The organism is Enterobacter sp. PL_is511 (assembly GCF_055816065.1).
Genome location: NZ_JBVPGP010000023.1, coordinates 362,420 through 381,200 on the forward strand (window position 1 = coordinate 362,420; position 18,781 = coordinate 381,200).

The 18,781-nt window shown below is 57.6% G+C and carries 17 protein-coding genes; 13 read left to right on the forward strand and 4 right to left on the reverse strand.

Features of this window, described 5'->3' with window-relative positions; translation table 11 throughout:
• Positions 1-10: 10 nt before the first annotated feature.
• From pepP to AC0TN7_RS14075, 7 genes are all read left to right on the forward strand, one after another.
• Positions 11-1,324, forward strand: coding sequence for a Xaa-Pro aminopeptidase (gene pepP, locus AC0TN7_RS14045; RefSeq protein WP_152680654.1), 1,314 nt, complete (start codon positions 11-13; stop codon positions 1,322-1,324).
• A complete protein-coding gene (gene ubiH / locus AC0TN7_RS14050; protein ID WP_473702218.1) occupies positions 1,321-2,499 on the forward strand; it encodes a 2-octaprenyl-6-methoxyphenyl hydroxylase in 1,179 nt (392 codons plus the stop codon). Before pepP ends, ubiH begins: the two co-directional genes overlap by 4 nt.
• 12 nt (positions 2,500-2,511) lie before the next feature.
• Positions 2,512-3,714: an FAD-dependent 2-octaprenylphenol hydroxylase gene (gene ubiI / locus AC0TN7_RS14055; protein WP_024906574.1), complete on the forward strand. Its 1,203-nt coding sequence runs from the start codon at positions 2,512-2,514 to the stop codon at positions 3,712-3,714.
• Between the two features lie 397 nt (positions 3,715-4,111).
• Positions 4,112-5,206, forward strand: a complete 1,095-nt coding sequence (gene gcvT / locus AC0TN7_RS14060) for a glycine cleavage system aminomethyltransferase GcvT (protein WP_024906575.1) — start codon at positions 4,112-4,114, stop codon at positions 5,204-5,206.
• A 23-nt stretch (positions 5,207-5,229) separates the two neighbouring features.
• A complete protein-coding gene (gcvH, locus tag AC0TN7_RS14065) occupies positions 5,230-5,619 on the forward strand; it encodes a glycine cleavage system protein GcvH (RefSeq protein ID WP_008499718.1) in 390 nt (129 codons plus the stop codon).
• Between the two features lie 70 nt (positions 5,620-5,689).
• A complete protein-coding gene (gcvP, locus tag AC0TN7_RS14070) occupies positions 5,690-8,563 on the forward strand; it encodes an aminomethyl-transferring glycine dehydrogenase (protein WP_024906576.1) in 2,874 nt (957 codons plus the stop codon).
• A gap of 70 nt (positions 8,564-8,633) precedes the next feature.
• Positions 8,634-9,377 (forward strand): SDR family oxidoreductase, encoded by a 744-nt coding sequence (locus tag AC0TN7_RS14075; RefSeq protein WP_024906577.1) that lies wholly within the window; start codon positions 8,634-8,636, stop codon positions 9,375-9,377.
• A gap of 75 nt (positions 9,378-9,452) precedes the next feature.
• Here AC0TN7_RS14075 and bglA read toward each other — a convergent pair whose 3' ends face one another.
• Both bglA and AC0TN7_RS14085 read right to left on the reverse strand, forming a co-directional pair.
• The gene (gene bglA, locus AC0TN7_RS14080) at positions 9,453-10,886 is read right to left on the reverse strand and encodes a 6-phospho-beta-glucosidase BglA (protein WP_024906578.1); all 1,434 of its coding nucleotides are present in this window, start codon (positions 10,884-10,886) and stop codon (positions 9,453-9,455) included.
• 116 nt (positions 10,887-11,002) lie between these two features.
• Positions 11,003-11,734 (reverse strand): MurR/RpiR family transcriptional regulator, encoded by a 732-nt coding sequence (locus AC0TN7_RS14085; protein ID WP_473702257.1) that lies wholly within the window; start codon positions 11,732-11,734, stop codon positions 11,003-11,005.
• Between the two features lie 265 nt (positions 11,735-11,999).
• On the opposite strand from AC0TN7_RS14085, the gene trhA reads away from it, so the two are divergent.
• Positions 12,000-12,659 (forward strand): PAQR family membrane homeostasis protein TrhA, encoded by a 660-nt coding sequence (trhA, locus tag AC0TN7_RS14090; RefSeq protein WP_023333307.1) that lies wholly within the window; start codon positions 12,000-12,002, stop codon positions 12,657-12,659.
• A 99-nt stretch (positions 12,660-12,758) separates the two neighbouring features.
• Here trhA and ygfZ read toward each other — a convergent pair whose 3' ends face one another.
• On the reverse strand, positions 12,759-13,739 hold the full coding sequence (gene ygfZ / locus AC0TN7_RS14095) for a tRNA-modifying protein YgfZ (RefSeq protein WP_248165628.1): 981 nt from the start codon (positions 13,737-13,739) through the stop codon (positions 12,759-12,761).
• A 294-nt stretch (positions 13,740-14,033) separates the two neighbouring features.
• Between ygfZ and sdhE the strand changes: the two genes are divergently transcribed.
• Positions 14,034-14,300, forward strand: a complete 267-nt coding sequence (gene sdhE / locus AC0TN7_RS14100) for an FAD assembly factor SdhE (protein WP_006178375.1) — start codon at positions 14,034-14,036, stop codon at positions 14,298-14,300.
• The gene (locus AC0TN7_RS14105) at positions 14,281-14,691 is read left to right on the forward strand and encodes a protein YgfX (RefSeq protein ID WP_023326024.1); all 411 of its coding nucleotides are present in this window, start codon (positions 14,281-14,283) and stop codon (positions 14,689-14,691) included. Before sdhE ends, AC0TN7_RS14105 begins: the two co-directional genes overlap by 20 nt.
• A gap of 6 nt (positions 14,692-14,697) precedes the next feature.
• Here AC0TN7_RS14105 and fldB read toward each other — a convergent pair whose 3' ends face one another.
• Complete coding sequence (fldB, locus tag AC0TN7_RS14110; RefSeq protein ID WP_024906582.1) at positions 14,698-15,219, reverse strand: flavodoxin FldB; 522 nt, start codon at positions 15,217-15,219, stop codon at positions 14,698-14,700.
• 101 nt (positions 15,220-15,320) lie between these two features.
• Here fldB and xerD point away from each other — a divergent pair, with 101 nt between their 5' ends.
• From xerD to recJ, 3 genes are read left to right on the forward strand one after another with little or no spacing between them, the layout of a single operon-like run.
• On the forward strand, positions 15,321-16,217 hold the full coding sequence (xerD, locus tag AC0TN7_RS14115) for a site-specific tyrosine recombinase XerD (protein WP_024906583.1): 897 nt from the start codon (positions 15,321-15,323) through the stop codon (positions 16,215-16,217).
• 28 nt (positions 16,218-16,245) lie between these two features.
• Positions 16,246-16,959, forward strand: coding sequence for a bifunctional protein-disulfide isomerase/oxidoreductase DsbC (dsbC, locus tag AC0TN7_RS14120; RefSeq protein ID WP_024906584.1), 714 nt, complete (start codon positions 16,246-16,248; stop codon positions 16,957-16,959).
• 5 nt (positions 16,960-16,964) lie between these two features.
• Positions 16,965-18,698 carry a single-stranded-DNA-specific exonuclease RecJ gene (gene recJ, locus AC0TN7_RS14125; RefSeq protein ID WP_417927773.1) on the forward strand — a complete coding sequence of 578 codons (1,734 nt, stop codon included), beginning with the start codon at positions 16,965-16,967 and terminating at the stop codon, positions 18,696-18,698.
• The last annotated feature ends 83 nt before the right edge of the window (positions 18,699-18,781 follow it).

Here is an 18,781-nt window from a genome sequence, read left to right on the forward strand (position 1 = left end):
TGTCATGGTTATCTCAAGTCAAGAGTATTCGCGCCGCCGTCAGGCGCTGCTGGCAACAATGCAGCCGGGCAGCGCCGCGCTGATTTTTGCTGCCCCCGAAGTGACGCGCAGCGCCGACAGCGAATATCCCTATCGCCAGAGCAGCGACTTCTGGTACTTCACCGGCTTTAACGAGCCGGAAGCGGTACTGGTGCTGATTAAGAGCAATGACACCCACAACCACAGCGTGATTTTCAACCGCGTGCGCGATCTGACGGCCGAAATCTGGTTTGGCCGCCGCTTAGGGCAAGAGGCCGCACCGGAAAAGCTGGGCGTTGACCGCGCGCTGGCGTTTAGCGAAATCAACCAGCAGCTCTATCAATTGCTTAACGGCCTCGACGTGCTCTATCACGCGCAGGGCGAATATGCGTACGCTGATGAGATTGTCTTCACCGCGCTGGATAAGCTGCGCAAAGGCTCGCGGCAGAACCTGTCCGCACCGGCCACGCTGACGGACTGGCGTCCGGTGGTGCATGAGATGCGCCTGTTCAAGTCTGAAGAAGAGCTGAATTTGATGCGCCGTGCGGGCGAAATCAGCGCGCTGGCGCACACCCGCGCGATGGAGAAATGCCGTCCCGGGATGTTCGAATACCAGCTGGAAGGCGAAATTCACCACGAATTTAACCGTCACGGCGCACGTTATCCTTCCTACAACACCATCGTTGGCGGCGGGGAAAACGGCTGCATTCTGCACTACACCGAAAACGAAAGCGCTTTGCGCGACGGCGATCTGGTGCTGATTGACGCCGGCTGCGAATTTCAGGGCTACGCGGGGGATATCACACGTACCTTCCCGGTGAACGGTAAATTCTCGCCGGCACAGCGCGCGATTTACGACATCGTTCTCGAATCCCTTGAGACGGCGCTCAGGCTGTATCGCCCTGGAACTTCCATGCAGGAAGTGACCGGTGAAGTGGTGCGCATCATGATTACCGGTCTGGTCAGGCTTGGGATCCTGAAAGGGGATGTCGACACCCTGATTGCTGAAAATGCGCATCGACCGTATTTCATGCACGGCCTGAGCCACTGGCTGGGGCTGGACGTGCATGACGTTGGCGCATACGGCACCGACCGTTCGCGCGTGCTGGAGCCGGGCATGGTGTTAACCGTGGAACCGGGTCTGTATATCGCGCCGGATGCCGACGTGCCTGAAGAGTACCGCGGGATTGGCATTCGTATTGAAGACGACATCGTGATTACCGAAACCGGTAACGAAAACCTGACCGCGAGCGTCGTGAAAAACGCTGACGATATTGAGGCGCTGATGGCAGCGGCACGCGCATGAGCGTGATTATCGTTGGCGGCGGCATGACCGGGGCCACGCTGGCGCTGGCCATTTCACATTTGACGAAAGGCCAGCTTGCGGTGCACCTGGTGGAAGCCGTTGCGCCAGAGGCGTCCAACCACCCCGGTTTTGATGCCCGCGCCATTGCGCTCGCGCAGGGCACCTGCCAGCAGCTTTCCCGCATTGGCATCTGGCAGGCCATTGCCGACTGCGCCACGGCAATTAAAACCGTTCACGTCAGCGATCGCGGCCATGCTGGCTTTGTCACCCTGGACGCGCAGGATTATCGTATTGATGCTCTTGGGCAGGTTGTTGAGCTGCATGACGTCGGATTGCGTCTGTTCCGCCTGCTTCAGGACGCGCCGGGCGTTACGCTGCACTGTCCGGCGCGCGTGGCCAGCGTGAGCCGTAGTGAGGCGTCGGTCAGCGTGACGCTGGAAAACGGCACCGTCCTTGAAGGCCAGCTTCTGGTCGCCGCGGACGGTTCGCGCTCGTCGCTCGGCGCCCAGTGTGGCGTGGAGTGGCGGCAGCAGCCTTACGGCCAGGTGGCGGTTATTGCGAACGTCGCTACCGCAGCTGACCACGACGGCAGGGCGTTTGAGCGCTTTACGCAGCATGGCCCGCTGGCGATGCTGCCGATGTCGGACGGGCGCTGTTCCCTGGTGTGGTGTCATTCGCAGGATAAGGCTGAAGAGGTGAAGGCCTGGTCAGACGAACGTTTTTGTACCGAGCTGCAAAAAGCCTTTGGCTGGCGGCTGGGGCGTATCACCCATGCCGGCCAGCGGGCGGTCTACCCGCTTTCGTTGACTACGGCGTCTCAGTCCATCTCCCATCGTCTGGCGCTTGTCGGTAATGCCGCGCAGACGCTGCACCCCATCGCGGGGCAAGGGTTCAACCTTGGTTTACGCGACGTCATGAGCCTGGCGGAAACCCTTTCGCAGGCGTGGGGTCAGCAAAAAGACTGCGGGGCGTATTCGGTGCTTAGCCATTACCAGAAGCGCCGCCAGGCGGATAAAGAGGCCACCATCGGTGTGACCGATGGTCTGGTCCATCTTTTTGCCAATCGCTGGGCACCGCTGGTTGCGGGCCGCAACCTCGGGCTGATGGCGATGGAACTATTCATTCCGGCACGTGACGTGCTGGCGCAGCGGACCCTGGGTTGGGTCGCGCGTTAAGGAGTTATCACCGTGCAAAATGTTGATGTTGCCATCGTTGGCGGCGGTATGGTCGGGCTGGCATTGGCCTGTGGTTTACAGGGCAGCGGCCTGCGCGTGGCGGTGCTGGAGCAAAAGCAGCCTCAGCCCGTTGCCCCGGATGCCCCGCCGGAACTCCGCGTCTCGGCGATCAATGCCGCCAGCGAGAAATTGCTGACGCACCTTGGCGTCTGGTCAGATATTGTGGCGCAGCGCGCCAGCTGCTATCACGGCATGGAAGTGTGGGATAAAGACAGCTTTGGTCATATTGCTTTTGATGATGAAAGCATGGGCTATAGCCATCTGGGCCACATCGTTGAAAACGCGGTGATCCACCACGCGCTGTGGCAGAAAGCACAGCAGTGCAGCGACGTGACCCTGATTGCGCCTGCGCAGATCCAGCAGGTGGCGTGGGGCGAAAACGAGGCGTTTATCACCCTGCAGAGCGGCGACATGCTGACCGCGCGTCTGGTGGTCGGTGCTGACGGTGCCAACTCCTGGCTGCGTAATAAAGCCGATATCCCGCTGACCTTCTGGGACTATCGTCATCACGCGCTGGTGGCAACGATCCGCACCGAAGAGCCGCACGGCGGCGTGGCGCGCCAGATTTTCCACAACGACGGCATACTGGCGTTCCTGCCGCTTGCCGATCCGCACCTGTGCTCGATTGTCTGGTCCCTGGTGCCGGAGAAAGCCCAGCAGATGCAGGAGGCAACGCCGGACGCCTTTAACCAGGCGCTGTGCGTGGCCTTTGATAACCGCCTTGGCCTGTGCACGCTTGAAAGCGAGCGTCAGGTGTTCCCGTTAACCGGCCGCTACGCGCGTCAGTTTGCCGCGCACCGTCTGGCGCTGGTGGGGGATGCGGCGCATACCATTCATCCGCTGGCCGGGCAGGGCGTTAACCTTGGCTTTATGGACGCGGCGGAGCTGGTCGAGGAGCTGCGTCGCCTGCATCGCGAAGGGAAGGACATCGGGCAGCATCTCTATCTGCGCCGCTACGAGCGCAGCCGCAAGCACAGTGCGGCGATGATGCTGGCGGGCATGCAGGGCTTCCGCGAGCTGTTTGCTGGGGCGAATCCGGCGAAAAAACTGCTGCGCGACATCGGACTCAAGCTTGCTGACACCCTTCCGGGCGTTAAACCCCAACTCCTCCGTCAGGCGATGGGTCTTAACGACCTGCCGGACTGGCTACGTTAATTTAGACCCCTGTCACACTTTCTTTTCCCGGCCTCTGCGCCGGGGAAATTCCCTCGTTTGAAATATTCTAATTTCACGTCATTTTTCGCATTAGATAATCTAATGTCGCGTTTTTCTCGTTACGGAAATTCGGCCCGATTTTCCGCACGAAATATCACCATGTGCTAAATCCTGTTAGATCATTGTTAATTTTGTGCGGGGTTAATCGCATTTTTCCAGTGAATAACTCTGTAGGCTTTTTAGCGTTTTTTGGTCATAAGCTAATGTGATGACCCATTTTGCCTTATGGTTAACCGCCGGTTTCGGTGGTAAGTTCAGGTAAAAGAGAACGTTTGCGTCGGTGCCCGAACGCGGTGCCGATACCGGGTTTCACGGTGAATTTTTCAACGAGGACAAGATGGCTCAACAGACTCCTTTGTACGAACAACACGTGTTATGCGGCGCCCGCATGGTGGACTTCCATGGCTGGATGATGCCGCTGCACTACGGCTCGCAGATTGATGAGCACCACGCGGTGCGCACCGATGCCGGTATGTTCGACGTGTCCCACATGACGATTGTCGATCTGCACGGTAGCCGCACCCGGGAGTTTTTGCGTTATCTGCTGGCAAACGACGTCGCCAAACTGAAGACGCCGGGTAAAGCGCTCTATACCGGCATGCTGAATGCCTCGGGCGGCGTGATTGATGACCTTATCGTCTATTACTTCACTGAAGATTTCTTCCGCCTCGTTGTAAACTCCGCCACCCGCGAAAAAGACCTCTCCTGGATCACCCAACACGCCGAACCTTATGCCATCGACATCACCGTCCGTGACGATCTGTCGCTGATCGCCGTGCAGGGGCCGAACGCGCAGGCGAAAGCCGCCTCTCTGTTTAACGACGAGCAGCGCAACGCCACCGCTGGCATGAAGCCGTTCTTCGGCGTGCAGGCGGGCGATCTGTTTATCGCCACCACCGGCTACACCGGTGAAGCGGGCTACGAAATTGCGATGCCAAACGAGAAGGCCGCTGATTTCTGGCGTGCGCTGGTGGAAGCGGGCGTGAAGCCTGCGGGTCTGGGCGCGCGCGATACGCTGCGTCTGGAAGCGGGGATGAACCTCTACGGTCAGGAGATGGATGAAGGTGTTTCTCCGCTCGCCGCCAACATGGGCTGGACCATCGCATGGGAACCGGCTGACCGTGACTTTATTGGTCGTGAAGCGCTGGAGATGCAGCGCGAGAAGGGCACCGAACAGCTGGTGGGCCTGGTGATGACCGAGAAGGGCGTGCTGCGCGGCGAACTGCCGGTGCGCTTTACCGATGCTGACGGCAATCCTCGTGAAGGCGTGATCACCAGCGGAACCTTCTCACCGACGCTGGGCTACAGTATTGCACTGGCACGCGTGCCGGCGGGAATTGGCGAAACGGCGGTGGTGCAAATCCGCAACCGTGAAATGCCGGTCAACGTAACCAAACCGATTTTTGTTCGCGCCGGTAAGCCGGTCGCCTAATCATTTTTATCAGGAGAACTTCAATGAGCAATGTGCCAGCAGAACTGAAATACAGCAAAGAACACGAGTGGCTGCGCAAAGAGGCGGACGGCACTTACACCGTAGGGATCACCGAGCACGCGCAAGAGCTGCTGGGCGACATGGTGTTTGTTGACCTGCCTGACGTGGGCACGACCGTTAGCGCGGGCGACGACTGCGCCGTGGCGGAGTCCGTAAAAGCGGCCTCTGACATCTACGCCCCTGTGAGCGGCGAAATCGTTGCCGTCAACGACGCGCTGAGCGATTCGCCAGAGCTGGTGAACAGCGAGCCTTATGAAGGCGGCTGGATCTTCAAGATCAAAGCCAGCGACGAATCCCAGGTTGCCGCTCTGCTGGATGCGACCGCGTACGAAGCACTGTTAGAAGACGAGTAAGTCATTAACCCTCTCCCCTTTGGGGAGAGGGAGAAAACACATTCACTGCACGTTTCAGGAACCATCGCTCATGACACAGACTTTAAGCCAGCTTGAAAACCGTGGCGCCTTCATTGAACGTCACATTGGGCCGGATGCTCAGCAACAGCAGGAGATGCTGAAGACGGTTGGCGCGGATTCATTAAACGCACTGATCGGCCAGATTGTGCCAAAAGACATCCAGCTTGCCACGCCACCTCAGGTGGGGGAAGCCACTACGGAATTCGCCGCGCTGGCGGAGCTGAAGGCTATTGCCGGCCTGAATAAGCGCTATAAGTCTTACATTGGCATGGGCTACACCAACGTGCAGCTGCCGCCGGTTATCCTGCGCAACATGCTGGAAAACCCGGGCTGGTACACCGCTTACACCCCGTATCAGCCAGAGGTTTCCCAGGGCCGTCTGGAAGCGCTGCTGAACTTCCAGCAGGTGACGCTGGACCTGACCGGCATGGATATCGCCTCTGCTTCTCTGCTGGATGAAGCGACCGCCGCCGCCGAAGCGATGGCGATGGCAAAACGCGTGAGCAAGCTGAAAAATGCCAACCGCTTCTTCGTCGCGGCGGACGTGCATCCGCAGACGCTGGACGTGGTGCGTACTCGCGCAGAGACCTTCGGCTTTGACGTGATCGTCGACGACGCTGACAAAGTGCTGGATCATCAGGACGTCTTCGGCGTGCTGCTGCAGCAGGTAGGTACGACGGGTGAAGTACACGACTACGGCGCGCTGATTGCCGAGCTGAAATCCCGCAAAGTGGTTGTCAGCGTTGCCGCCGATTTTATGGCGCTGGTGCTGCTGACGGCGCCGGGTAAACAGGGCGCAGATATCGTATTCGGCTCCGCACAACGCTTCGGCGTACCGATGGGCTACGGCGGCCCGCACGCGGCGTTCTTCGGCGCGAAAGATGAATTCAAACGCTCCATGCCTGGCCGTATTATCGGCGTCTCAAAAGATGCTGCCGGTAACACCGCGCTGCGCATGGCGATGCAGACCCGCGAGCAGCACATCCGCCGCGAGAAAGCGAACTCCAACATCTGTACCTCACAGGTGCTGCTGGCAAACATCGCCAGCCTGTACGCCGTGTTCCACGGCCCGGCTGGCCTGAAACGCATTGCCAGCCGCATTCACCGCCTGGCCGATATTCTGGCCTGCGGTCTGCAGCAGAAAGGCCTTAAGCTGCGCCACGCCCACTACTTCGACACCCTGTGCGTGGACGTGGCGGACAAAGCGGCCGTGCTGGCGCGCGCGAATGCGGCAGAGATTAACCTGCGCAGCGACATTCACAACGCCGTCGGCATTACGCTGGATGAAAGCACCACCCGCGACGATATCCTGAACCTGTTCAGCGTGCTGCTGGGTGATGCGCACGGTCTGGACATTGATGCGCTCGACAAAGAAGTTGCGCTCGACAGCCGCTCCATTCAGGACAGCATGCTGCGTAACGACGCCATCCTGACGCACCCGGTCTTTAATCGCTACCACAGCGAGACCGAGATGATGCGTTACATGCACTCCCTGGAGCGCAAGGATCTGGCGCTGAACCAGGCGATGATCCCGCTGGGCTCCTGCACCATGAAGCTGAACGCCGCGGCAGAGATGATCCCGATCACCTGGCCAGAATTCTCCGAGCTGCACCCGTTCTGCCCGCCAGAGCAGGCGGAAGGTTATCACATGATGATCAACCAGCTTTCCGACTGGCTGGTGAAGCTGACCGGTTACGACGCGCTCTGCATGCAGCCGAACTCCGGCGCGCAGGGTGAATATGCGGGCCTGCTGGCGATCCGTCACTATCACGAAAGCCGCAACGAAGGCCACCGCGATATCTGCCTGATCCCAAGCTCCGCCCACGGTACCAACCCGGCCTCTGCCCAGATGGCGGGCATGGAAGTTGTGGTGGTGGCGTGCGATAAGAACGGCAACATCGATCTGGCCGACCTGCGTGCGAAAGCCGAGCAGGCGGGCGACAAGCTCTCCTGCATCATGGTGACCTACCCGTCTACCCACGGTGTGTACGAAGAAACCATCCGTGAAGTGTGCGAAGTCGTGCACCAGTTCGGCGGTCAGGTTTACCTCGACGGTGCAAACATGAACGCTCAGGTGGGCATTACCTCGCCGGGCTTTATCGGCGCGGACGTGTCGCACCTGAACCTGCACAAAACCTTCTGCATCCCGCACGGCGGTGGCGGCCCGGGCATGGGGCCAATCGGCGTGAAAGCGCATCTGGCGCCGTTTGTGCCGGGCCACAGCGTGGTGCAGATTGAAGGCATGCTGACCCGTCAGGGAGCGGTCTCAGCGGCACCGTTCGGTAGCGCCTCTATCCTGCCAATCAGCTGGATGTATATCCGCATGATGGGCGCGGAAGGGCTGAAGCAGGCGAGCCAGGTGGCGATCCTGAACGCCAACTATATTGCGACTCGCCTGAAGTCCGCCTTCCCGGTGCTCTATACCGGCCGCGACGGTCGCGTGGCGCACGAGTGCATTCTGGATATTCGTCCGCTGAAAGAGCAGACCGGCATCAGCGAGCTGGATATCGCCAAGCGTCTGATCGACTACGGCTTCCACGCGCCAACCATGTCGTTCCCGGTTGCGGGCACGCTGATGGTGGAGCCAACGGAATCTGAAAGCAAAGCCGAGCTGGACCGCTTTATCGACGCGATGCTGGCCATCCGCATGGAGATCGACCGCGTGCAGGACGGCGAGTGGACGCTGGAAGATAACCCGCTGGTTAACGCCCCGCACACCCAGCACGAAATGGTGGCAGAGTGGAACCACGGCTATTCCCGCGAGCTGGCGGTCTTCCCGGCAGGCGTGGCGAACAAATACTGGCCGACCGTGAAGCGTCTTGATGACGTCTACGGCGACCGTAACCTGTTCTGCTCCTGCGTGCCGATGAGCGAATACCAGTAACATTGCTGCTGTAGTAACGTAGGCCGGGTAAGGCGAAGCCGCTACCCGGCTTTTTTATTGGGAGAAGATAATGGCAATTGCACTGGTCACCGGCGCCAGCCGCGGCATCGGTAAAGCCACCGCGCTGCAGCTGGCTCGCGAAGGCTACACCGTGGCGGTGAACTATCATCACAACATTAACGCCGCGACGGACGTCATCAGGCAGATTGTGGATGCAGGCGGTAAAGCCTTTGCCGTCCGTGCAGACATCAGCGATGAAGCTCAGGTGCTGGCGATGTTTAATAGCCTCGATCGTGAAGGTGAGCCGCTGACCGCGCTGGTGAATAATGCGGGGATTCTATTTGAGCAATCCACTATCGAGAATCTCTCCGCTGAGCGCATTAACCGCGTCCTGGCGACCAACGTCACGGGCTACTTCCTCTGCTGCCGGGAAGCGGTAAAGCGCATGTCCTTCAAACACGGCGGCAAGGGCGGGGCGATAGTGAATGTCTCTTCCGCGGCGTCACGTCTGGGCGCGCCGGGTGAATATGTGGATTATGCCGCGTCGAAGGGGGCGGTGGATTCGCTGACAACGGGTTTATCGCTTGAGGTGGCGGCGCAGGGCATTCGCGTCAACTGCGTCCGTCCGGGTCTGATCTATACCGATATTCATGCGTCCGGCGGAGAGCCGGGGCGGGTGGATCGCGTGAAATCATTGCTGCCGATGCAGCGCGGCGGCCAGCCGGAAGAGGTCGCCCAGGCGATTGTCTGGCTGCTGAGCGAAAAGGCGTCGTACGTCACGGGCAGTTTTATAGAGCTGGCGGGCGGGAAATAAGCCGGGTGGCGGCTTCGCCTTACCCGGCCTACCATTCGTGTAGGCCTGGTAAGCGCAGCGCCACCGGGCAAAAAATCACAGCGCTTCGCCGTTGCTGGCAATCACGCTTTTATACCACTCGAAGCTCTTCTTACGGGAACGCGACATGTCGCCCGTGCCGTCGTCGTGCTTGTTCACATAGATAAAGCCGTAGCGCTTGCTGTACTGGCCGGTGGTGAACGATACGCAGTCGATACAGCCCCATGGCGTATAGCCCATCAGATCCACGCCATCGTGCGTCACGGCTTTGATCATCTCTTCCACGTGGGCACGCAGGTAGTCGATACGATAGTCATCGTTGATGCTGCCGTCCTCTTCGACTTTATCGTAGGCGCCGAACCCGTTTTCCACGATAAACAGCGGCTTCTGATAACGTTCGTACAGTTCGCACAGGGCATAACGCAGGCCCACCGGGTCAATCTGCCAGCCCCAGTCGGACGCCTTCACGTGCGGATTCGGCACGCTGCCTTCGAAACCGGAAATGGCATCGCCGGTACCGCCTTCCGCCTTCACCGCGTTGGTCATGTAGTAGCTGAAGCCCAGGTAGTCGCAGGTACCTTCACGCAGGATCTGCTCGTCGCCTGCCTCCATTTTGATGGAGAACCCGCGGCGCTCCCACTCGTTCAGCACGTAGGACGGGTAGTAACCACGCAACTGGACGTCGGTAAAGACATAGCGCTCGCGCATCGATTCCTGGGCAAACATCACGTCTTCCGGTTTGCAGGAGAACGGATAGAGTGCCACCATCGCCAGCATGCAGCCGACTTTCATCTCCGGGTTAATACGGCGCGCGGCTTTCACCGCCAGGGCGCTGGCCACAAACTGATGGTGCAGGACCTGGTACATGGTCTCTTCCGGATTGTCATGTTCGGTATAGACCACGCCCGAGCAGCAGTAACCGAACAGCGGCGCGCGCCAGTTGCGCTGGTTGTTGATTTCGTTGAAGGTCATCCAGTATTTGACCTTGTTTTTGTAGCGCTCGAAGACCACTTCCGCGAAGCGCACAAAGAAATCGACCACTTTACGGTTGGTCCAGCTACCGTACTCCTTCACCAGGTGCAGCGGCATTTCGAAGTGGGAGAGGGTGATTACCGGTTCAATGTTGTACTTCAGCAGCTCATCGAACATGTCGTCGTAAAATTTCAGACCCTCTTCGTTTGGCTGCGTTTCGTCACCGTTCGGGAAGATACGCGTCCAGGCAATAGAGGTGCGGAAACACTTGAAGCCCATCTCGGCAAACAGCTTGATGTCTTCTTTATAATGGCCGTGGAAATCGATAGCTTCATGATTGGGGTAGTATTTACCCGGCACCACCTCTTGCGTGATTTCACGCGGCACGCCGTGTGCGCCGCCGGTCAATACATCGCAAATGCTTGGCCCTTTACCGCCTTTGTTCCAGCCGCCTTCTACCTGGTGAGCCGCAACCGCGCCGCCCCATAAAAAATCTTTTGGTAAGGTCAATTTTTTCATCGCTGCTATTCTCAATAAATGGCTTATTGGCATCGAGTCTAGCAAAGCGAAATTAAATGTCACGATATAACAAGGTGTGCATAATGTGATTTGTCACATCAAAAAAACAGGGTGTTTTATTCTGTGAGTTTCTTCACCAGTTTACGTCCCAGAGACTCCAGAATATAAATGACGGGAATTTGCGTGGTGATGTCGTAGACGCCTGCAATACGCGTCTGAGGAACATGCCAGGAGAGGTTAAAGTCCGCCAGCTTTGCGAGGCGCGAGTGCTCATGGCTGGTAATGGAGAGCACTTTGCAGTGATGCAGGCTGAACTGGCTGGCGAAGCGCAGGATCTCCTCGGTCTCGCCCGAGACGGAGAGCACGATCGCCAGCGCATTTTTCGCCATATCATTGGTGACCGGGAAATAAGGGTCATCAATATGGTTGCTGAATTTTCCGATATTAGAAAAGAAACGTGCGCCATATTTTGCCAGCGAGCCTGACGTGCCTGCGCCGACAAATATAATACGTTCCGACGATAAAATAATATCGACCGCACTATCTAATAACGCGTCGAACTCTTCATTATTCACGCTTTTAAAAAAGCTGATAATTTCGCTGGCACCGAAGTTCGCCTGCTGGGGCTCGTTCTGTTCAAGATAAAGCTTAAAGCGCACGCGGAATTCAGAATAGCCTTCGCAGTTAAGCTTGCGGCAAAAGCGCAGGATAGTGGTGGTTGAGACATCTGCCGCATCCGCCAGCTCGCGGATGGTCATGTACATGACTTTGTCACGATTTTTTATGACATAGTTGTAGACCATCATCTCCAGGTTATTGAGACTGGCAATGGCGGAGTGGGTGAACATACTCACAATGGCATAACTCTCATTCTGACCTCATCGTCATATCATAACATGCACCCGGACGGCAGGATCCATTTTTATGCTCTTGATTCATAATGATTAAATTTTTATGTGAACAATTGTTAGGTGAAAGATTTCTTTATATCTATGATTTTTAGGTATAAATTTTGAAATGAAATTATTTTAGCTAACAGGTGTTCACTGGAATCATTCTCAGTTAGCATAGTTATGCGATGAATAATCATCTTTTGTTTTCCCGGAGTTTTGTATGGTGAGCAGACCATTAATCGCACAGGGATATTCGCTGGCTGAGGAAGTAGCCAACAGCATCAGCCACGGCATTGGCCTGGTGTTTGGGATTGTCGGTTTAGTGTTATTGCTGGTGCAGGCGGTGGACGCCAATGCCAGCGCGATGGCTATTACCAGCTACAGCCTGTATGGCGGGAGCATGATCCTGCTGTTCCTGGCGTCGACGCTGTATCACGCGATCCCGCATCAGCGGGCCAAGACGTGGCTCAAGAAATTTGACCACTGCGCTATCTATCTTCTTATTGCAGGCACCTACACACCGTTTTTGCTGGTGGGGCTTAACTCGCCGCTGTCGCGTGGCCTGATGATTGTTATCTGGAGCCTGGCACTGCTGGGGATCCTGTTTAAGCTGACCATAGCGCACCGGTTTAAGGTGCTGTCACTGGTCACCTATCTGACGATGGGCTGGCTGTCGCTGATTGTGGTGTATCAACTGGCAGTCAAACTGTCGGTAGGGGGCGTGACGCTTCTGGCCTTAGGCGGTGTGGTGTACTCGCTCGGCGTGATCTTCTACGTCTGCAAGCGCATCCCGTACAACCATGCCATCTGGCACGGCTTTGTGTTGGGCGGCAGCGTGTGCCACTTTTTGGCTATTTATCTGTATGTGGGGCAGGTGTAGTTTTTTACACCGTGCCTCACCCCGGCCCTCTCCTACAGGGAGAGGGTGGACACCAAAACCGTAGGCCCGGTAAGCGCAGCGCCACCGGGCGATACAGCATCACTCTTCCAGAGAATACGGCAGCGGCTCGATGCTCAGTGTGTTCGCATCGTCACGCACGCGGAACACGCTGTCAGCCTCCATGTCGTTGTTCATGACGGCTTGAACCAAAAGACGTCCATCATCCAGCTGTACAGCGGCTAATACGGTGCCGGTGCGGCGCCAGTTATCACCCATCTTCAGCTCTAAGTCTTCACCCGCTTCAGGTACACGGCTGGCATGGCCCGCCAGCGTCCACAGCGCACGTTTGTTTGCCCCGCGGAATTTCGCACGCGCGACCATCTCCTGGCCGGTGTAACAGCCCTTTTTAAAGCTGATGCCTCCCAGCGCCTGCAGGTTGGTTGCCTGAGGAATAAACTGCGCGCTGTTTGCGGCGTCAATGATCGGCAGACCCGCTTCGATGTTCAGCGCCAGCCACTGCTGACTGTTGTTAAGCTGCGCTTCGCCGCGCAGCGCCTCGGTGACGCGCTCGGCGGTTTCAGCATCGGTGACTAACAGAAAACGCTCTGCCGGGTGTTCAAACCACAGGATGGAGGTCGCGCCTTCGCTGACGAGCTGCTTTTCGGCATCTGGGAGTTCGCTGAACAGATTTTTCAGCGCCGCACGCGCCTGGAAGCCGGCCACACCCAGCAGGACATGTTCGTCGTCCGGGGCGATAGTGACTTTGGAGAAGACCGCGTATTTTTTCAGCTCTTTGAGCTGGGCGTCACGCAGGCTGCGGCGCTCAATAAAGGCAAAGCCGTCCTGGCGGCGGAAGATACGCAGATTGCTCCACATTTTGCCTTTTGGGTCGCAATGCGCGGCCAGCAGGTGCTGGTGTTCGGTCATCTGGCTGACGTCGGCGGTCACCTGGCCCTGCAGGTATTTTTCGGCGTCGGCACCGGTGAGCGTTGCCAGCGCCCAGTCATCAAGAGAAATAAGCGTCAGCGGCAGACGCGCAGAGGCGGCGGGCTGGCGAGGAGAAAATGGTGTAAAGGCCATAACGATATCCTGAATTGCTTAACGCTTTGATAATGCCTAATGGTAAAAGAGCCTGCAGGCAATGCAAGCGCTTTCAGCAGACCATTTGTGCCATAAACCGGTTATGCGTAGCGCTACGCAAAATAATGTAATCCGCTGTCTTTGTGGGGATTATTCTGGAAGCTTGCTCGGCGAACGCAATATTCCAGTAATGAAACGGTCAAAAACACGTTACACTAGCTGGTGTCCCCGTAGAGAAATAAAGAACACTGAAGGGGGTACCGACTGTGCCAAACGTAATGCAGGAAACTGAACATGGATATTAACAACAAGGCCCGTATTCACTGGGCGTGCCGCCGCGGCATGCGTGAACTTGATATTTCCATCATGCCTTTCTTCGAATATGAGTATGACACCTTAAGCGACGATGATAAGCGTCTGTTTGTTCGACTGCTTGAGTCTGACGATCCGGATTTATTCAACTGGCTGATGAACCACGGCAAACCCGCCGACACCGAGTTGCAACGGATGGTGCAATTAATTCAAACACGGAATCGGGAACGTGGTCCTGTGGCAATCTGATCTTCGCGTCTCGTGGCGCTCGCAGTGGATGTCTTTATTGCTCCACGGCCTGGTTGCGGCCATTGTGTTACTGATGCCGTGGCCGCTGAGCTATACACCGCTGTGGCTGCTGTTACTATCGTTTGTCGTTTTTGACAGCGTACGCAGCCAGCGTCGCATTAATGCCCGTCAGGGAGAGATCAAGCTACTGATGGATTCCCGCCTGCGCTGGCAGGGAAAAGAGTGGGATATTCTCGGTATGCCCTGGATGCTCAACTGCGGCATGATGTTACGGTTACGCAAGGTGGACGGCGGGCGTTGCCAGCATCTTTGGCTGGCGGCTGACAGTATGGATGCTGCCGAGTGGCGAGACCTGCGCCGGATGTTGCTACAACAGACGACGCAGGGGTAACGCGCGTTAGCTAAACTTCTCTGCCATTTCGCCCAGGATCTGCTCGCACCAGCTTTGCAGGCGCTCATCGCTGAGATCGTACTGGTTGGTTTCATCCAGCGCGAGCCCAACAAACAGCTCGCCGTCGGCAATAATCGGCTTTTTACTGGTGAACTCGTAACCTTCGGTTGGCCAGTAGCCGATGAACGATACCCCTTTCGGCGCCAGCTTATCGTGCAGCATGCCGAGCGCGTCCAGGAACCACTCCCCGTAACCCAGCTGATCCCCCATGCCGTACATGGCAATGATTTTGCCTTCGAGGTTGAGCGTATCAATCTGGCCCCAGATAGCTTCCCAGTCTTCCTGTATCTCGCCGAAATCCCATGTCGGGATGCCGAGGATCAGCACGTCATACTGCTCCATCAGCGTAAGCGCGTCATCTTTCAGGTTATGCAACGTCACCAGTTCCGGACCAATGATGTCGCGAATTTTCTCTGCCGCCATTTCGGTGTAGCAGGTGCTGGAACCATAGAACAGACCAATATTCATCGCGTAACTATCTCAATTCTTGCTTTGACTTTGCGCGTAGTGTACCAGAAACCGGTCGTAATCAGGCATAATGGGCTGACTGCAGAATCAAAGGGGCTGATGTGGAAAAGGATCTCGCACTGATCGAACAGTTTCTCGACGCGCTGTGGCTGGAAAAAAATCTGGCCGAGAATACGCTCAGCGCCTATCGGCGCGATCTTACCATGCTGGTGGAGTGGCTGGCCCGTCGGCAGCTCTCGCTGGCGAGCGCGCAAAGCGACGACCTGCAGGCGCTGCTCGGTGAACGTGTCGAAGGGGGCTACAAAGCGACCAGTTCTGCGCGCTTGCTCAGCGCCATGCGTCGGCTGTTCCAGCATCTCTACCGTGAGAAGATCCGCGAGGACGATCCCAGCGCGCTGCTGGCATCCCCTAAGCTCCCGCAGCGGCTGCCGAAAGATCTCAGCGAAGCACAAGTTGAGAGATTATTACAGTCACCGGCAGTTGACCTGCCGCTGGAGTTACGCGATAAAGCCATGCTTGAGCTATTGTATGCTACCGGCCTGCGCGTTTCGGAACTGGTTGGCCTGACGATGAGCGACATCAGCCTGCGTCAGGGCGTGGTGCGCGTCATCGGTAAAGGAAACAAGGAAAGGCTGGTTCCGCTGGGTGAAGAGGCGGTTTACTGGCTGGAAACGTACCTGGAGCATGGTCGTCCGTGGCTGCTCAACGGCGCGTCTATCGACGTTCTGTTTCCGAGCCAGCGCGCGCAGCAGATGACGCGGCAAACGTTCTGGCATCGCATCAAGCATTACGCCACACTGGCGGGTATCGACAGTGAAAAGCTTTCGCCGCACGTATTGCGTCACGCCTTCGCGACGCATCTGTTAAACCACGGCGCTGATTTACGCGTGGTGCAGATGCTGCTGGGGCACAGCGATCTTTCCACAACGCAAATTTACACCCATGTCGCGACGGAACGCCTGCGGCAGCTACACCAACAGCACCACCCTCGTGCGTGAGTGCCGACGAATTGTAACAGGATCACTTATGAAAAAGTCTTTCGCGCTGTTCACCCTGCTGGCAGCCTCATTTACCGGTTTCGCCCATGCGGACGACGCCGCCATCAAACAGTCGCTGGCTAAGCTTGGCGTCACCGGCAGCGATATTCAGCCTGCACCGGTTGCCGGCATGAAAACGGTGCTGACGAGCAGCGGCGTGCTGTACGTCACCGAAGACGGCAAACACATTATTCAGGGGCCAATGTACGACGTGAGCGGCGCGCAGCCGGTGAACGTCACCAACCAGCTGCTGATGAAAAACCTGAACGCGCTCGAAAAAGAGATGATCGTCTATAAGGCGGCGCAGGAAAAACACGTCATTACCGTCTTCACCGACATCACCTGCGGCTACTGCCACAAGCTGCATGAAGAGATGAAAGATTACAACGCGCTGGGTATTACCGTACGTTACCTGGCCTTCCCGCGCGCGGGCGTGCAGAGCCAGCCAGAGCAGGACATGAAGGCCATCTGGTGTGCGAAAGACCGCAACAAAGCGTTTGACGACGCGATGAACGGCAAAGGCGTTAAGCCGGCCTCCTGCGACATTGATATTGCTAACCACTACGCGCTTGGCGTGCAGTTTGGCGTTAACGGTACGCCAGCGATTGTCCTGAGCAACGGCTATGTCGTTCCAGGCTATCAGGGACCGAAAGAGATGAAAGAGTTCCTCGACGCGCACCAGAAACAGTTTGGTGGTAAATAATCCGCGTGAAAGCCCCAATAAAATTGCGCCGCCGCGAGGCGGTTGAACCGGTTGATTTGCCAGACGAACTCCCGGCGCTGCTTAAGCGCCTCTACGCCAGCCGCGGCGTGCGTAGCGCTGAGGATCTTGAACGCAGCGTGAAAGGGATGCTGCCCTGGCAGCAGCTGAGCGGTATCGAAAAAGCCACTGAAATGCTCTACAACGCGCTTCGTGAGGGAACGCGGATTGTGGTGGTAGGGGATTTCGACGCCGACGGCGCAACCAGCACCGCGCTGAGCGTGCTCAGCCTGCGCGCGCTGGGCTGCGATAACGTCACGTATCTGGTGCCGAACCGTTTTGAAGACGGCTATGGCCTCAGCCCGGAAGTGGTCGATCAGGCCCACGCCCGCGGTGCACAGATGATCATGACCGTCGATAACGGGATCTCTTCCCATGCGGGCGTCGATCATGCTCACGCTTTGGGGATCCCGGTGCTGGTCACCGATCACCACCTGCCGGGCGAAACGCTGCCGGATGCGGAAGCGATTATTAATCCCAACCTGCGCGACTGCGATTTCCCGTCGAAATCCCTCGCAGGCGTGGGCGTAGCGTTTTATCTGATGCTGGCGTTACGTACCCTGTTACGCGATAAGGGCTGGTTCGACTCCCGCGGTATTGCCGTACCGAACCTGGCCGAATATCTCGATCTGGTGGCGCTGGGTACCGTCGCGGACGTGGTGCCGCTCGATACCAATAACCGCATTTTGACCTGGCAGGGCTTAAGCCGCATTCGGGCAGGCAAGTGCCGTCCGGGGATTAAGGCGCTGCTGGAGATTGCCAACCGCGATCCGCTCAAGCTGGCGGCAAGCGATTTGGGCTTTGCCCTCGGGCCGCGTCTTAACGCCGCCGGAAGGCTGGACGATATGTCCGTCGGCGTGGCGCTGCTGCTGTGCGATAACATTGGTGAAGCACGCGTTCTGGCCAATGAGCTGGACGCGCTGAACCAGACTCGTAAGGAGATTGAGCAGGGGATGCAGGCCGAGGCGCTGACCCTGTGCGAAAAACTTGAGCGCAGCGGAGATACGCTTCCGGGCGGCCTGGCGATGTACCATCCCGAGTGGCATCAGGGCGTGGTCGGCATTCTGGCGTCGCGCATCAAAGAGCGCTTCCACCGCCCGGTGATCGCCTTCGCCCCCGCGGGCGACGGCACGCTGAAAGGCTCTGGCCGCTCGATTCAGGGTCTGCACATGCGCGACGCGCTGGAGCGTCTCGATACGCTGTATCCGGGCCTGATGATCAAGTTCGGCGGCCATGCGATGGCGGCTGGCCTGTCGCTGGAAGAGGCGAAATTCGACGAGTTCCAGCGCCTCTTCGGCGAGCTGGTCACCGACTGGATTGACCCGGCCCTGCTGCAGGGTGAAGTGGTGTCCGATGGCGAGCTTTCACCGCTTGAGATGACGATGGACGTGGCGCAAATGCTCCGCGATGCCGGTCCATGGGGGCAGATGTTCCCGGAGCCGCTGTTCGACGGCCGTTTCCGCCTGCTGCAGCAGCGCATCGTCGGCGAGCGTCATCTGAAGGTGATGGTTGAACCGGTCGGCGGCGGCCCGCTGCTGGACGGTATTGCCTTTAACGTTGACACGGCGGTATGGCCGGACAACGGCGTACGCGAGGTCGAGCTGGCGTACAAACTGGACATCAACGAGTTTCGCGGTAACCGCACCCTTCAGATCATCATCGACAATATCTGGCCAATTTAGCGGCAGTAATCTCTATAAAAAAGGGCGTGGATTCGGTACAATCCCGCTCTTATCACCGCATTTTGACAAGTCCATAAAAGAAA

Bases quoted from the DNA above. Each gene is read 5' to 3' on its own strand.
- sdhE (WP_006178375.1), top strand. From the start codon at position 14,034: ATGGATATTAACAACAAGGCCCGTATTCACTGGGCGTGCCGCCGCGGC.
- trhA (WP_023333307.1), top strand. From the start codon at position 12,000: ATGGTGAGCAGACCATTAATCGCACAGGGATATTCGCTGGCTGAGGAA.
- ygfZ (WP_248165628.1), bottom strand. From the start codon at position 13,739: ATGGCCTTTACACCATTTTCTCCTCGCCAGCCCGCCGCCTCTGCGCGT.
- AC0TN7_RS14085 (WP_473702257.1), bottom strand. From the start codon at position 11,734: ATGTTCACCCACTCCGCCATTGCCAGTCTCAATAACCTGGAGATGATG.
- AC0TN7_RS14075 (WP_024906577.1), top strand. From the start codon at position 8,634: ATGGCAATTGCACTGGTCACCGGCGCCAGCCGCGGCATCGGTAAAGCC.
- gcvH (WP_008499718.1), top strand. From the start codon at position 5,230: ATGAGCAATGTGCCAGCAGAACTGAAATACAGCAAAGAACACGAGTGG.
- bglA (WP_024906578.1), bottom strand. From the start codon at position 10,886: ATGAAAAAATTGACCTTACCAAAAGATTTTTTATGGGGCGGCGCGGTT.
- gcvP (WP_024906576.1), top strand. From the start codon at position 5,690: ATGACACAGACTTTAAGCCAGCTTGAAAACCGTGGCGCCTTCATTGAA.
- ubiH (WP_473702218.1), top strand. From the start codon at position 1,321: ATGAGCGTGATTATCGTTGGCGGCGGCATGACCGGGGCCACGCTGGCG.
- gcvT (WP_024906575.1), top strand. From the start codon at position 4,112: ATGGCTCAACAGACTCCTTTGTACGAACAACACGTGTTATGCGGCGCC.
- fldB (WP_024906582.1), bottom strand. From the start codon at position 15,219: ATGAATATTGGTCTGTTCTATGGTTCCAGCACCTGCTACACCGAAATG.
- dsbC (WP_024906584.1), top strand. From the start codon at position 16,246: ATGAAAAAGTCTTTCGCGCTGTTCACCCTGCTGGCAGCCTCATTTACC.